We start from the raw sequence: 13,247 nt of genomic DNA, 5'->3' as shown, positions 1-13,247 counted from the left end.
CTCACGGCAGGTCGAGCAGCTTCTCCCGCACCGCGTACATCACGGCCTCCATCCGGGAGTGCAGCTGGAGCTTCTCCAAGATGTTGCGCACGTGGTTCTTGACCGTGTTGTCGCTGATGAACAGCTGCCGGGCGATCTCGCGGTTGTTGAGCCCCCGGGCGACCAGCCGCAGCACCTCGAGCTCACGCTCGGTGAGCCGCAGGCCCGGCACCTGGCTGCGCTCGGAGCGTGACATCTGCTTGAACTCGTCGATGAGCTTGACCGCCATCGAGGGGCTGATCAGCGACTGCCCCTCGGCCACCAGACGGACCGCCTGGGCCACCTCCTCGATCGAGGAGTCCTTGAGCAGATAGCCCGCGGCGCCGCTCTTCACCGCCTCGTAGAGGTCGCCCTCCTCATCGGAGACGGTGAGCATGATGATCTTCGCCGACGGGACCGCCTCCTTGATGGCCAGGCACGCCTCGATGCCCGAGCGGCGCGGCATCCGCACGTCGAGCAGCACGACGTCGGGCATCACCTGGGTCGCCAGGTCGGTGCCCTCGATCCCGTCCCCGGCCTCGCCGACGACGTCGATGCCGGGCTCCACCCCCAGCAGCATCGTCAGCCCGCGACGGAACAGCTCCTGGTCATCGACGACCAGGACGCGGATCGGCTCTGGTCCGGCGGTGCCATCTGGGTCGCTCACAGACGCATCATGCCCGCCCTCGGGGCTGAGGACCACCCGCGCCCACGCGCGCACGCCCTCCCGGACGCCGACGGGGCGGCCCCGTAGGGACCGCCCCGCCGCTCAGCTGATCAGGACCGCCAGCGGCCCCGGATGCTCAGCCCAGCTCGCTCGCCTGGGCCTGGAGGTCCAGCGAGATCACGCCGTAGTCGTAGCCGCGGCGGCGGTAGACCACCGAAGGACGCTCACTCTCCTTGTCCACGAACAGGTAGAAGTCGTGGCCGACGAGCTCCATCTCGTACAACGCCTGGTCCAGCGTCATCGGCGAGGCCGCGTGCGTCTTCTCGCGCACCACCAGCGGCCCGTCGCCGGTCACCGCGATCGGCCCGACGCGACGCTCGGTCACCTCGGACTCGTCGCTCTCGTCACTGCTGGGCACCACGTCGGCGAGGGCCTCCCCCACCGAGACCGGCGTGTGCCGTCCACGGTGGACGCGTCGACGGTCCGCGGCACGGCGCATCTGCGCGGCCATCTTGTCGATGGCCAGGTCGAGGGCCCCCATCTTGTCCTCGGCGGCCGCCTCGGCGCGGATCACAGGTCCCTTGGAGAAGGCGGTCAGCTCGACGCGCACGCTGCGGTCGGCCTGGCGCGGGTTGCGCTCCTTCTCCACCTCCACCTGGACACGCTGAATGCGGTGATCGTGCTTCTCAAGCCGGGCGAGCTTCTCGTCGACGTGACTGCGGAACCGATCCGACACCTCGCAGTGCCTGCTGGTGACCACGACGTCCATGGTGAACCTCCGTGCTTCTCATGTAGCAACCAATATGGCTGTTCCACCTCCCGGGCACGCCCCTGCGGGAGCAGGGAGCAGCGCGGGCCGCGCAGGGCCCGGTGCTCGGGTGGGATGGAGTCCGCCCGGCCGACCTGGTCTTCGTCCCCACAATCGCCTGCTGAGGCTCTCGCAGCTTGATGCCACTACCCACCTTCTCCCGCCCGTCGCCGTATCTGACGGCGGGGGCGAGGCAGGACTTACTTCTAAGCCGCACCGTGATCAGCTGCCCGATCACCTCGGACCCCCGCAGGGACGAGGTGCGCGTGCGGGCCTTACGTGGGCCGTTTCGCCTGCGACTGGCATCGGCTTGCCACCTGACGTCCGGGCAGACCCGAAGCGTCCCAGTGACGCAACCACGGACCCGGACGGACTCCATGACGTGACGTTAGTCCGTCGGCCTGACGGAAGAAAGGAGGGGTGTCTCAATGTGGTCGGTGACCGTCGTCACCACGCCGTACGGGTCCCTGCCGGACACCTCTGCGGGGCCTTCACCGAGGCGCGGCGGGTGCCGACGGCGGGTGGCCGCGACCGCGGCGACGCCGAGGACGCTGAGCCCGACCGCCTCCAGTGCCCGCTGCGCCTCGCGCGCGGTGGCACCGGTGGTGAGCACGTCGTCGCACACCACCAGGCACGCGCGCGGATGCTGCCTGCCCAGTCGGCGCAGCGCGGGCGTGGGGCAGCACAGCGAGCCGGCCAGGTTCGCCGCACGGGCCTGGGCCCCCAGCCCCGCCTGGTCGAGCACGCCGCGCCGTACGGCGAGCACCCGGCGCGCCGCAACCGCGAGCCCGTCGCCCTGCAGCAGGCGCGCCGCGTCGCGGGTCAGGGCCCAGGTGGGCTCGTGCCCCCGGGCCCGCACCGTGGCCCGGCGCGAGGGCACCGGCACCAGCACCACCGGTCCGGTCGCGCAGGCGAGCGCGCCGTGGACCGCGAGCGCCAGCAGCCGGGCCAGGTGCGGGCGCAGGGCAAGCCGCCGGTGCTCCTTGTGTCCGATCACCATCTCGCGCACCGCAGCGTCGTACTCCGCGGCCGCCCACGGCGGGGCGAGACCGGGCGGCACCGGGGTCGGCCAGGCCGGGAACGGGCGATCGGGGAGCGCCGCCGCGCAGGCCCGGCACAGCAGCCTGCCGGGTCGCCCGCAGCCCACGCACGAGGAGCCGGTGAGCAGGTCGGCCGCGGCATCGATCACAACGGCCATCGCAGCCCGCCGGGGCCGCGCTGGCAAGGCCCGCGGCCGGCCCTGTGGAGGACGCCCGCGATCCCTCAGCCCACGTAGCTCAGCGCGGTGATCGCCGGGTCGATGGTGGTGGTGCCCCGCTCCCGGTCGCTGAGGTCGAAGACCCCGGCGGTGGTGGCCACGTAGAGCTCCTCGGTCAGGTCCGGCGAGCTGATCAGCCGCCGGACGTCCTCGCGCAGCAGGATCGGCGCCACCTGGTCCTCCAGGCTTCCCGGGGAGCCGTCGGCCGAGATGGTGCGGATCTCGGCCAGGTCCTGGGTGACCACGTGGGCGAGGGCGAGCGCGGTGGGGGTGCGCCACCCGATGTCGCGGATGTCGAGCGCCTCGTCGCGCGGCCAGCCGATGCGATCGGCCGGCGCGGCGCGCAGCACCCGGCCGCGCTCGTCGCTGATGATCCGGCTGACCATCACCGAGTCGCCGGCCGCGGAGTCGATGACCACGACCAGGCGGCTGCCGTCGCGCGAGACGACGAAGTCACTGACCCGGCGCCCGCTGATGCCGGGCACGTCGACGACGCGCCGCCGATCGCCGACCAGCACCGACACCTCGGCACCCCGTCCGGTCCGGTCGACCAGCCAGAGCCGGTCGGCGAAGTCCCAGGCGGGCTTCAGCAGGTCGCGCGCGCCGACGACCGCCGTGGTGACCGGGCTGTGCTCGTTCAGCGACGCCAGCAGCACCCGGCTGCCGTCGCGGCTGATGCCGGCGACGTGCGTGGCCTGCAGGTCCACGGCGAAGTCGCGCAACCGGGCTCCCGGCGCTCCCAGGGGCCCGTCCAGCCTCTCGTCGTCGGCGCCCGGCGTCGCCAGCACGACCCGGCCCTCGCGCAGCCCGAAGACCTGGGCGCTGGCGGTGAGCACGGTGGGATCGACCTCGGTGCCGTAGGTGACGGGGAACTCGGTCGCCCCGCTGGGGGTGGCGACCGGCTCGCCGCCCACGAGCAGGCGGATCGAGCGGATCGTCGGCACCTGTCGCAGCGTCCAGGCCAGCTGGGCCATGACCAGCTCGGCCCCCTCCGGGGTCAGCGCCCCCGGCTCCCCCTGCAGGGAGACCTCCGCCATCCCGGCGTTGCTCACCGGGACCGACAGCTCCCAGCGGGTGCCGGCAGGGAAGAAGGTGCGCGAGACCTGTGCCAGCCCCGGCCCGGGGCCGTTGACCAGGCCCCGGGTGAGCGTGGTGGCCAGCTGGTCCCCGCGCGGCACGAAGACCGGCTCGGGCACCAGGATCCGCGCGCTCTGGTCGAGGAAGAACAGCGAGACCTGGCGGAACCTCTGCTCGAACCACGACGTGGGCACGACCAGCGCGTTCGGCGCGTTGGCGATGCGCCACTCCCCGTCCTCGACCGCCATGGTGAACCGCAGGGTGCGGCGTTCGCGGGGCAGCGCACCCAGCCAGGCTCCGCGCGAGTTCAGGTGGTGGGCCCCGCTCAGCTCGACCTCGAGGACGCCGGAGCCACGCGGGGTCCCCGCGTCCTCGTACAGGATCGTCTCCAACTCGGGGTTCCAGACGCTGCGGGCGTCCTGGGTGAGGAACTTGCGCGCCACCCCGGTCTGGACCGGGGTGGCGGTCATCGCCTCCATGAAGTGGCTGACGATCTCGGCCGCCGACTCGCCGGGCTGCGGCGGCCGTGGCTCGTAGCTGATCCCGGGCACGTCGGCGCCCTGCGTCTCGGTGTCGCCCTCGCGGACCGGACCGCTCTCCGGCAGGGTGACGCACCCGCTGAGCAGCGCGGTGATCCCCACCAGCAGCAGCGCCACGGCGAGGCGACGACCTCGGAGACGACCAGGTCCTGTCATCGCGCACGCTCCACGTCCGGCAGCGGGACCAGCGGCAGCGGGCTCTGGCCGAGGGTGGCGCCGGCCCGGCGAGGCAGCGTCAGCCGGAACTGCGCGCCCTCGCCCGAGCGGCCCCAGGCCTGGAGCCAGCCCCCGTGCAGGTGGGTGTCCTCCAACGCGATCGAGAGGCCGAGCCCGGTGCCGCCGCTGGTGCGGGCTCGGGCCGGATCCGCGCGCCAGAAGCGGTTGAAGACCAGCGCCGGCTCCCCCGGCGCCAGGCCCACCCCGTGGTCGCGTACGGCGATGGCCGCCGCATGGTCGTCTCCGGCCACGTGCACCACGATGTCTCCGGTCTCGGCATGGTCGATGGCGTTGGTCACCAGGTTGCGCACGATCCGCTCCACGCGCCGTACGTCCGCCTCCGCGAGACAGGGCTCCTGCGGTGCCTGCACGATCACCCGGGTGCCGCGCTGGCGCGCCAGCGGCTGGAGGGTGTCGACGATCCGCTGCGCGACGTCGACCAGGTCCACGTCCTCGAGCTCGAGCACCGCGGCGCCCGCGTCGAAGCGGCTGATCTCGAGGAGGTCCACCAGCAGCATCTCGAACCGGTCGAGCTCCTGCTGCAGCAGCTCCGCGGCGCGCGCGGTGACCGGGTCGAAGTCCTCGCGGGCGTCGTGCAGGACGTCGCTGGCCATCCGCACGGTGGTCAGCGGGGTGCGCAGCTCGTGGGAGACGTCCGAGACGAAGCGGCGCTGCATCCGGCTGAGCTCCTCGAGCTGGCGGATCTGGCGCTGGAGGTTGGAGGCCATCTGGTTGAACGAGGTCGCCAGTCGCGCCAGGTCGTCCTCCCCGGTGACCTTGAGCCGCTCCTGCAGCTGCCCCGAGGCCAGCCGCTCGGCCACCTGCCGGGCGAGTCGGATCGGGGCCACCACCTGGCGGGTCACCAGCCAGGTCAACCCGGCCACGAAGACCAGCAGCAGCCCCGCCGCGGTCAGCAGGGCCCGGGTGACCAGGCTGAGGGTCTCCTCCTGCTCGGTGAGCGGGAACAGGTAGTAGAGCGTGTAGGTCTCTCCGTCGGCCGGCAGGATGACCTGCGAGCCGACCGCGACGCCGGGGCCGCTGGTGGTCGCGCCGGCCTCGTCGGTGCTGGTGATCCGGGTGTAGGTCCAGGCCGTGTCCCCACCGCCCTGGAAGTGGCGTTGCAGCGACGTGGGCACGCTGCCCGGGCTCAGCCCCTGGGTGCGCAGGGCACCCGCCTCGGCGAGGTCGCCGGCCGGGGCGGCGGGGGGCGCGAGCACCACGCTGAAGCCGCGGCCGGCCCCGCGCAGGATGATCGGCTCCACCAACTGGGAGCGCTGGCCGGCGACGTCGATGTCGGTGCCGGGCACCGCCGCCAACCGCTGCGCGGCCTCGTCGGTCTCGTTGGCCGCCTCGGCCAGCACCTGCTCGACGCGCTGGTCCAGCAGCCCCTCACGGGTCTGCTGGAGCAGGAACCACCCCACCACGCCGACCACGGCCGCGGAGAGCAGGACGGTGCTCGCCACGACGCGCGCCTGGATGGAGCGGCGCCAGAACGTCAGCCCCCGCCGTACGGCGGGAGGGATGCGCGCAGCCATGAGGCAAGGGTGACAGGTCGCGCGGCTGAACGGGGGATCCGCTCAGGCGCCGCCGGCCTTGTAGCCGACGCCGCGCACGGTCAGCACGATCTCGGGGTTCTCCGGGTCGTGCTCGACCTTCGAGCGCAGGCGCTGCACGTGGACGTTGACGAGCCGGGTGTCGGCCGCGTGGCGGTAGCCCCAGACCTGCTCCAGCAGCACCTCACGACTGAAGACCTGCCAGGGCTTGCGCGCCAGGCAGACCAGCAGGTCGAACTCCAGCGGGGTCAGGTTGATCGGCGCGCCGTCGCGGGTCACCGAGTGCCCGGCCACGTCGATGGTCAGGTCGCCGACGGTGAGGGTCTCCGGGCTGGGTGTGTCGAGTCGACGCACCCGGGCCCGGATCCGCGCCACCAGCTCCTTGGGCTTGAAGGGCTTCACGACGTAGTCGTCGGCGCCCGACTCCAGCCCGACCACGATGTCGACGGTGTCGCCCTTGGCCGTCAGCATCACGATCGGCACGCCGGACTCGGCACGGACCTCCTTGCAGACGTCGATGCCGTCCTTGCCCGGGAGCATCAGGTCCAGCAGCAGCACGTCCGGGCGGTAGTCGCGGAACTCTGCCAGGGCCTGGTCCCCGCGCAGGCAGACCCGGCTGTCGAAGCCCTCCTGCCGCAGGACGATCGACAGCATCTCCGCGAGGGACGCGTCGTCGTCGACGACGAGGACGCGCCCCCGCGGCGTGAAGTCGTTCATGCTGGTTTCTTCCCTCACCGAGCTGCGGATGTGCCTGCGGCCGGTTGCCCGCAGGCGGTCAGTACCGGTAGTGGTCCGGCTTGAAGGGACCGGACACGTCGAGCCCGAGGTAGGACGCCTGCTCCTCGCTGAGGGTCGTGAGCCTCACGCCCAGCGCATCGAGGTGCAGGCGAGCGACCTCCTCGTCCAGGTGCTTGGGCAGCACGTAGACGCCGACCGGGTACTCCTCGGGCTTGGTGAAGAGCTCGATCTGCGCCAGCACCTGGTTGGTGAACGAGTTCGACATCACGAACGACGGGTGACCGGTCGCGTTGCCGAGGTTCAGCAGCCGGCCCTCGGAGAGGATGATCACCGTGTGGCCGTCGCGGCCGTCGGCGGCCGGGAAGCTGAACAGGTCGACCTGCGGCTTGACGTTCTTGCGCACCACACCGGGCCACGACTCCAGACCGGCCATGTCGATCTCGTTGTCGAAGTGACCGATGTTGCCGATGATGACCTGGTGCTTCATCCGCGACATCTGCTCGGCGGACACGACGTCCTTGTTGCCGGTCGCGGTGATGACGATGTCGGCGACGTCGAGGACGTCCTCCAGGGTGGAGACCTGGTAGCCGTCCATCGCGGCCTGCAGCGCGCAGATCGGGTCGATCTCGGTGACGATGACCCGGGCGCCCTGGCCGCGCAGCGACTCGGCGCAACCCTTGCCGACGTCGCCGTAGCCGCAGACCACCGCGACCTTGCCGCCGATCAGCACGTCGGTGGCGCGGTTGATGCCGTCGATGAGCGAGTGGCGGCAGCCGTAGCGGTTGTCGAACTTCGACTTGGTGACCGAGTCGTTGACGTTGATGGCCGGGAAGAGCAGCGAGCCCTCGCGCATCATGTCGTAGAGGCGGTGCACGCCGGTGGTGGTCTCCTCGGTGACGCCGCGCAGCTCGCCGGCGACCTTGGTCCACCGGTCCGTGCTCTCGGCGAGCGAGGCCTGGAGGACCTCGAAGACGACCTTCTGCTCGACGCTCTTCGCGCTGGCCGGGTCCGGGGCCTGGCCGGTCTTCTCCGCCTCGAGGCCGAGGTGGACCAGCATCGTGGCGTCACCGCCGTCGTCGAGGATCATGTTCGCGAACTCGCCGCCGGGCCACAGCAGGATCTGCTGGGTGCACCACCAGTACTCCTCCAGCGACTCGCCCTTCCAGGCGAAGACCGGGACGCCCTGCGGGTTCTCCGGGGTGCCCTCACGGCCCACCACCATCGCCGCGGCGGCGTGGTCCTGCGTCGAGAAGATGTTGCACGAGGCCCAGCGGACCTCGGCGCCGAGGTCGACCAGGGTCTCGATGAGCACCGCGGTCTGCACGGTCATGTGCAGCGAGCCGGCGATGCGGGCGCCCGCGAGCGGCTTGTCCTTGCCGTAGCGCTCACGCATGGCCATCAGGCCCGGCATCTCGTGCTCGGCGAGCGTGATCTCGGTCCGGCCGTAGTCGGCCAGACTCAGGTCTGCGACCTTGTAGTCCATGGATCTCCCCTTAAGGCGATGCTGGCTGCAGCGCGCGGCGGAGACCGACGGGCGCCTCAGATGACGTGCGCTCCAGATTAGGGCGAACCCGGCTGGGCGGAAGAATCCTCGCCGTGGCCGGCCGGAGCCTCGTCGTGCTTGGTCTTGGAGCCGTGACCGATCCCGAACGGCGTGAGCACCGCCACCACCACGGCACCGACCACCAGGCCGATCACGGCCGAGGCCGCCGTGTTGGCCAGCCAGCCCAGCAGCCCGCCGATCGCGGGAACGAGGTCGTGGGCCAGCTCCTCGAGGTGGTGCACGAGCTCGTAGGGCGGGTGCCAGCCCAGCTCGTCGACCCCGACCAGGAGGATGTGTCCGCCGACCCAGAGCATGGCCGCGGTGCCGACGATCGAGATCGCGCTCAGCAGCCGCGGCATCCCCTTGACCAGCGCGTGGCCGACCTTCTTGGCCATGCTGGAGCTGCGGGTGGTCAGGCGCAGCCCGACGTCGTCCATCTTCACGATCAGCGCGACCACGCCGTAGACGAGCACGGTGATGCCCAGGGCGACGACGACCATGATGATCGCGCGCGACCAGAAGGCCTCGTCGGCGACCTCGTTGAGGGCGATCACCATGATCTCGGCCGAGAGGATCAGGTCGGTGCGCACGGCACCGGCCACCATCGCCTTCTCGCGCTCGGGGCTGATCTCGCTTGCCAGCTCCTCGGGGTGCGCCTCGTGGCCGGCGATCTTCCCCCAGATCTTCTCCGCGCCCTCGTAGCACAGGAAGGTGCCGCCGGCCATCAGGATCGGGGTCAGCAGCCAGGGCAGGAACTCGCTGAGCAGCAGCACGACCGGCAGGATGAAGACCAGCTTGTTGCGCAGGGAGCCGGTGGCGATCCGCTTGATGATCGGCAGCTCGCGCTCGGCGGCCAGTCCGTGCACGTACTGCGGGGTGACGGCCGTGTCGTCGATGACCACGCCGGCGGCCTTGGCGCTGGCGCGGCCCGCGGCCGCCCCGACGTCGTCGATCGAGGCCGCTGCCAGACGGGCGAGGACCGCCACGTCGTCGAGCAGCGCGAACAGGCCGCCGCTCATCGCCGGCCCTCGCGGGTGCGGAGGGTGGCTCCCGGCAGCGGGGCGGCGTCAGCGGTGCGCGGGTCGCGCCTTTTCGTCGTCACCGGCAAAGCCTAGCCGCCCTCGCGAGGCCCGACGATCGTCTCCTCGAGACCGCGCCGCCGGTGCTCAGTCCTCGGCCAGGCCGGCGCGCAGGTACTCCGCGGCGTACGTGCCCTGCAGCACCAGGGAGGCGTAGCGCGACACCTCGCACTCCTCGGCGTCCGCGAGCCCCGAGGTCAGCGTCTCCACGCGGATGCCGCGGCTCTGCGCGGCCGCCTGGAGCCGGCCGCGCTGCTCGCGCACCGCCGGGTCCTCGGAGCCGTCGTCGAGCACGACCAGGACGGGGCGCATCTCGCCGGTCCCGTCGGCGCCCGGGTCACTGAAAGGGTCGGCGAAGACGTCGCGCTCGCGGGTGACCTCCAGCACCGGGAGCAGGTGCTCGGCGTCGCCGGCCAGGGCGGTGCGCCCGCTGGCGCGCCGGATCGACTCCGCCACCCGGCGTGCGGCACGCGCGGCGAGCACCGAGCCGCCCCACACCAGCGGGACGGTGTCGGCGAGCGCGATGGCCAGCATCTTCGCGGGGTTCACGGCGAGATCGCGCAGCGGCGCGCACCGGATCGCCACCGCGTCGAGCGCCTCGGCGACGGTCTGCGGGTTCGCGCTGGGGCCCAGCGAGACCCGGTCGAGGAAGTCGAGCATGACCACCGCGGTGGCCAGCTGGTCACCGGTGACGGTGGGCAGCACCGTGCTGTAGCGACCGGCGGCGTGCTCGGCGACCATCGAGCGCTCGGGGCAGGCGACCACGACCTGGCAGCCGCGACGCACCGCCTCCGCCACGGCCGACGCGGAGCCGACGTCGGAGCCCTCCGGGCACAGCATCACGACCAGGTCGAGGCTGCCGGCCCAGCCCGGGAGGCCGGGGGCGGGCCAGGCCACGAACGGCACCGGGCACCACGGCTCGAGCACCGCGCGCAGCAGCCTCGAGTCCGGCCCCGCGGCGACGATCGCGCGGGGGCGCTGGTCGCCGATGCGCTCCACCGCGTCGAGGATCGCCGCCGCCGCCTCGTCGCTCTCGCGGCGCACCCGGGCGCCGGACTCGGCCAGACGGCGCAGCACGCCGTCGTGCAGCTCGAGCACCGACTGGTCGTCCAGCCGGGACTCGTCGAACCAGATGCCCACGCCCTCGCCCCGTCCGCTCAGTCCGGCTTACGTGCCTCGTCGACCAGCAGCACCGGGATGTCGTCGCGCACCGGGTAGGCCAGGCCGCAGCCGGTGCAGACCAGCTCGCCGGCCGCCTCCTCGGGGCGCAGGTCGGCGTGGCACGCCGGGCAGACGATGATCTCCAGCAGCTTGGGGTCCAGGTTCATGCGTCTCTCCTGATCACCGCGAGCACCTCGTCGCGGATGCGGGTCATGGTCGCCTCGTCCTTGCCCTCGGCGTTGAGCCGGAGCAGCGGTTCGGTGTTGGAGGCCCGCACATTGAACCACCAGTCGTGGTGCTCCACGGTCAGCCCGTCCAGCTTGTCGCTGGTGATCCCGTCCCCGGTCCACGACGCCTCGAGCTCCGCCAGCACCGCCGCCTGGTCGGCGACCGTGGTGTTGATCTCACCCGAGGCGACGAACCGCTCGTACTGGCCGAGCAGCTCGCTGAGGGTGCCGTCGCTCTCGGCGAGCGCAGCCATGGCGTGCAGCGCGGCGAGCATCCCGGAGTCGGCGCGCCAGAAGTCGCGGAAGTAGAAGTGCCCGCTGTGCTCCCCACCGAAGATGGCGTCGGTCTCGGCCATCGTGGCCTTGATGTAGGAGTGGCCCACCCGGGTGCGCACCGGCGTGCCCCCCAGCTCGGTGACGATCTGCGGCACCGAACGGCTGGTGATCAGGTTGTGGATCACGGTCGAGCCGGGCTCGCGGGCGAGCTCGCGCGCCGCGATCAGTCCGGTCAGCGTGGACGGGGAGACCGCCCGGCCCTGCTCGTCGACCAGGAAGCACCGGTCGGCGTCGCCGTCGAAGGCGAGCCCGATGTCGGCCCCCTCGGCGAGCACCCGCTGCTGCAGGTCGACCAGGTTGGCCGCCTCGATCGGGTTGGCCTCGTGGTGGGGGAAGGACCCGTCCAGCTCGAAGTACATCGGCACCAGCTCGACCGTGTCGCCGAGCGCCTCGAAGACGGCGGGCGCGGTCAGGCCGGCCATCCCGTTCCCGGCGTCGACCACGACCTTGAGGCGGCGTCCACGCACCGGGGCCAGGGTGAGCAGGTGGGCGACGTAGGCGTCGAGCACGTCCTGCTCGGTGATGGTGCCCGGGGTCGCCGCGGCGGCGACCTCGCCCGCGGCGACCGTGTCCCGGATCTGCGCGAGCCCGGTCTCCATGCCGATCGGCACGGCGTGGGCCCGGCACATCTTGATGCCGTTGTACTGCGCCGGGTTGTGGCTGGCGGTGAACATCGCCCCGGCCTGGCCGAGATGGCCCGAGGCGAAGTACAGCTCGTCGGTGGAGGCGAGCCCGATCAGCACGACGTCGGCGCCGGCGGCGCTGGCGCCCTCCGCGAAGGCGCGCGCCATCCCCGGCGAGCTGGGCCGCATGTCGTGGCCGACCACGACCTGCGGTGCCCCCGTCACCTGGACGAAGGCGCCTCCGGTGCGTCGCGCCAGCTCCTCGTCGAGCTGGTCGGGGACGGTGCCCCGGACGTCGTAGGCCTTGAAGATCGCGGCGAGGTTCTCGGGATCGAGGGTGCTGGTCGGCGACATGGGGCTGAGCCTAGCGGTCCGCGCGCTCGCGCTGGCCCGGCGCGGCTCGCGGGCCAGGTCAGTCGGAGGTGAGGATGCGCAGGTGTCCGCGGCGACCGGTCTCGCGGCCGTGCTCCCCGCCGATCTGCGCCGACAGCCCGGTGGGTCCGGCCGCGGTAGGCGGAGCCGGACGGCCGGCCTCACGCACGGCGTCGGCCAGCGCGAGCAGGTCGTCACCGGAGGGTCCGGCCTCGCTGGTGTCGCGAGCCAGGCGCAGCACGTCCCATCCGCGGGGCGCGGAGAGTCGTTCGCTGTGCTGCTCGCACAGGTCGTAGGCGTGCGGCTCGGCATAGGTGGCCAGGGGGCCCAGCACGGCCGTCTGATCGGCGTACACGTAGGTCAACGTGGCCACCGCAGCGCGGCCACAGGCGGTACGCGAGCATCGACGGGCGGGGTTCACGCGACGAAGGTACCCCTCGCCGCCCCCGGACCGGATTAGGCTCGCGGGCATGGACCCGGTCCCGCCTCTGTCGCCTTCGCCGCACGAGCGCACGACGCCCTCCCCCGCCGGTCCGCGTGGACGCTCGCGCGACCGGCGTGGGCGCGGCGCGCGAGGCCCCGGCGTGCTCCCCCAGCTCCCGGGCCGGCCCGCCGGTCGGAGCCGGCGCGAGCGGTTCGACGACCTGGCCCTGAGCATCGTCACCGAGGTCGACCAGCGCTGGCAGGACCGTCTCGGCGTCGTCGAGTACGCCGTGGAGGACGCCCCCCAGATCCCCGACGACTGGCAGCCCGACACCGTGCCGCTCTCCTCCCTGGTGCGCGGCACCGGCGAGGAGCCGACCCGGCTGGTGCTCTTCCGCCGCCCGATCGAGCACCGCTGCGAGGGGCGCGCGGAGCTCGAGGCGATGTTGCTCACGATCGTCGTGGAGCAGGTGGCCGAGCTGCTCGGCCTCGACGCGGAGGACGTCGACCCGCGCTACGAGGGCGAGGGGTAGCCGGGGCTCCCGCGGCTGGGCTTTCACGAGTTAACTCGTGAAACCCGTACTTCCCACGTGAAGGAACACGTGGGAA

At 72.3% G+C, this 13,247-nt stretch carries 13 protein-coding genes; 1 reads left to right on the top strand and 12 read right to left on the bottom strand.

Annotated features, from left to right (window positions below; all coding sequences use genetic code 11):
- Nucleotide 1 precedes the first annotated feature (1 nt).
- The 12 genes from AC6EI4_RS08525 to AC6EI4_RS08470 all read right to left on the bottom strand — a co-directional run bounded on the left by AC6EI4_RS08525 (nucleotide 2) and on the right by AC6EI4_RS08470 (nucleotide 12,636).
- Nucleotides 2-685, bottom strand: a complete 684-nt coding sequence (locus tag AC6EI4_RS08525; RefSeq protein ID WP_498423310.1) for a response regulator — start codon at nucleotides 683-685, stop codon at nucleotides 2-4.
- 136 nt (nucleotides 686-821) lie between these two features.
- Entirely contained in the window at nucleotides 822-1,454 is a 633-nt protein-coding gene (gene hpf / locus AC6EI4_RS08520; protein ID WP_498451196.1) for a ribosome hibernation-promoting factor, HPF/YfiA family, read from the bottom strand.
- 427 nt (nucleotides 1,455-1,881) lie between these two features.
- A complete protein-coding gene (locus AC6EI4_RS08515) occupies nucleotides 1,882-2,691 on the bottom strand; it encodes a ComF family protein (RefSeq protein WP_498451195.1) in 810 nt (269 codons plus the stop codon).
- 65 nt (nucleotides 2,692-2,756) lie between these two features.
- Nucleotides 2,757-4,523 carry an LpqB family beta-propeller domain-containing protein gene (locus AC6EI4_RS08510; RefSeq protein ID WP_498451194.1) on the bottom strand — a complete coding sequence of 589 codons (1,767 nt, stop codon included), beginning with the start codon at nucleotides 4,521-4,523 and terminating at the stop codon, nucleotides 2,757-2,759.
- Nucleotides 4,520-6,118, bottom strand: coding sequence for an MtrAB system histidine kinase MtrB (gene mtrB / locus AC6EI4_RS08505; RefSeq protein ID WP_498451193.1), 1,599 nt, complete (start codon nucleotides 6,116-6,118; stop codon nucleotides 4,520-4,522). The genes AC6EI4_RS08510 and mtrB overlap by 4 nt, the downstream gene beginning before the upstream one ends.
- Nucleotides 6,119-6,160: 42 nt before the next feature.
- Entirely contained in the window at nucleotides 6,161-6,853 is a 693-nt protein-coding gene (mtrA, locus tag AC6EI4_RS08500) for an MtrAB system response regulator MtrA (RefSeq protein ID WP_498423320.1), read from the bottom strand.
- A gap of 58 nt (nucleotides 6,854-6,911) precedes the next feature.
- A complete protein-coding gene (ahcY, locus tag AC6EI4_RS08495) occupies nucleotides 6,912-8,357 on the bottom strand; it encodes an adenosylhomocysteinase (protein ID WP_498423322.1) in 1,446 nt (481 codons plus the stop codon).
- Nucleotides 8,358-8,434: 77 nt separating this feature from the next.
- Nucleotides 8,435-9,436: a DUF808 domain-containing protein gene (locus AC6EI4_RS08490; protein WP_498423324.1), complete on the bottom strand. Its 1,002-nt coding sequence runs from the start codon at nucleotides 9,434-9,436 to the stop codon at nucleotides 8,435-8,437.
- Nucleotides 9,437-9,583: 147 nt separating this feature from the next.
- Nucleotides 9,584-10,636: an SIS domain-containing protein gene (locus tag AC6EI4_RS08485; protein WP_498423326.1), complete on the bottom strand. Its 1,053-nt coding sequence runs from the start codon at nucleotides 10,634-10,636 to the stop codon at nucleotides 9,584-9,586.
- Nucleotides 10,637-10,653: 17 nt separating this feature from the next.
- Nucleotides 10,654-10,824 (bottom strand): Trm112 family protein, encoded by a 171-nt coding sequence (locus tag AC6EI4_RS08480; RefSeq protein WP_498423328.1) that lies wholly within the window; start codon nucleotides 10,822-10,824, stop codon nucleotides 10,654-10,656.
- Nucleotides 10,821-12,197, bottom strand: coding sequence for a phosphomannomutase/phosphoglucomutase (locus AC6EI4_RS08475; RefSeq protein WP_498451192.1), 1,377 nt, complete (start codon nucleotides 12,195-12,197; stop codon nucleotides 10,821-10,823). The genes AC6EI4_RS08480 and AC6EI4_RS08475 overlap by 4 nt, the downstream gene beginning before the upstream one ends.
- A gap of 58 nt (nucleotides 12,198-12,255) precedes the next feature.
- On the bottom strand, nucleotides 12,256-12,636 hold the full coding sequence (locus tag AC6EI4_RS08470; RefSeq protein WP_498423332.1) for a DUF3499 domain-containing protein: 381 nt from the start codon (nucleotides 12,634-12,636) through the stop codon (nucleotides 12,256-12,258).
- A 163-nt stretch (nucleotides 12,637-12,799) separates the two neighbouring features.
- Between AC6EI4_RS08470 and AC6EI4_RS08465 the strand changes: the two genes are divergently transcribed.
- Nucleotides 12,800-13,171, top strand: a complete 372-nt coding sequence (locus AC6EI4_RS08465) for a metallopeptidase family protein (protein WP_498451191.1) — start codon at nucleotides 12,800-12,802, stop codon at nucleotides 13,169-13,171.
- Nucleotides 13,172-13,247: the final 76 nt, after the last annotated feature.

Source organism: Nocardioides sp. Z43_10 (assembly GCF_059766615.1).
Note: the sequence above shows the minus strand (reverse complement) of the source record. Positions and strands in the feature narration are given on the sequence as shown.

Excerpts from the sequence above, each read along its gene's own strand:
- ahcY (WP_498423322.1), bottom strand. The coding sequence starts at position 8,357 with ATGGACTACAAGGTCGCAGACCTGAGTCTGGCCGACTACGGCCGGACC.
- AC6EI4_RS08475 (WP_498451192.1), bottom strand. The coding sequence starts at position 12,197 with ATGTCGCCGACCAGCACCCTCGATCCCGAGAACCTCGCCGCGATCTTC.
- AC6EI4_RS08480 (WP_498423328.1), bottom strand. The coding sequence starts at position 10,824 with ATGAACCTGGACCCCAAGCTGCTGGAGATCATCGTCTGCCCGGCGTGC.
- mtrA (WP_498423320.1), bottom strand. The coding sequence starts at position 6,853 with ATGAACGACTTCACGCCGCGGGGGCGCGTCCTCGTCGTCGACGACGAC.
- AC6EI4_RS08490 (WP_498423324.1), bottom strand. The coding sequence starts at position 9,436 with ATGAGCGGCGGCCTGTTCGCGCTGCTCGACGACGTGGCGGTCCTCGCC.
- hpf (WP_498451196.1), bottom strand. The coding sequence starts at position 1,454 with ATGGACGTCGTGGTCACCAGCAGGCACTGCGAGGTGTCGGATCGGTTC.
- AC6EI4_RS08515 (WP_498451195.1), bottom strand. The coding sequence starts at position 2,691 with ATGGCCGTTGTGATCGATGCCGCGGCCGACCTGCTCACCGGCTCCTCG.
- mtrB (WP_498451193.1), bottom strand. The coding sequence starts at position 6,118 with ATGGCTGCGCGCATCCCTCCCGCCGTACGGCGGGGGCTGACGTTCTGG.
- AC6EI4_RS08510 (WP_498451194.1), bottom strand. The coding sequence starts at position 4,523 with ATGACAGGACCTGGTCGTCTCCGAGGTCGTCGCCTCGCCGTGGCGCTG.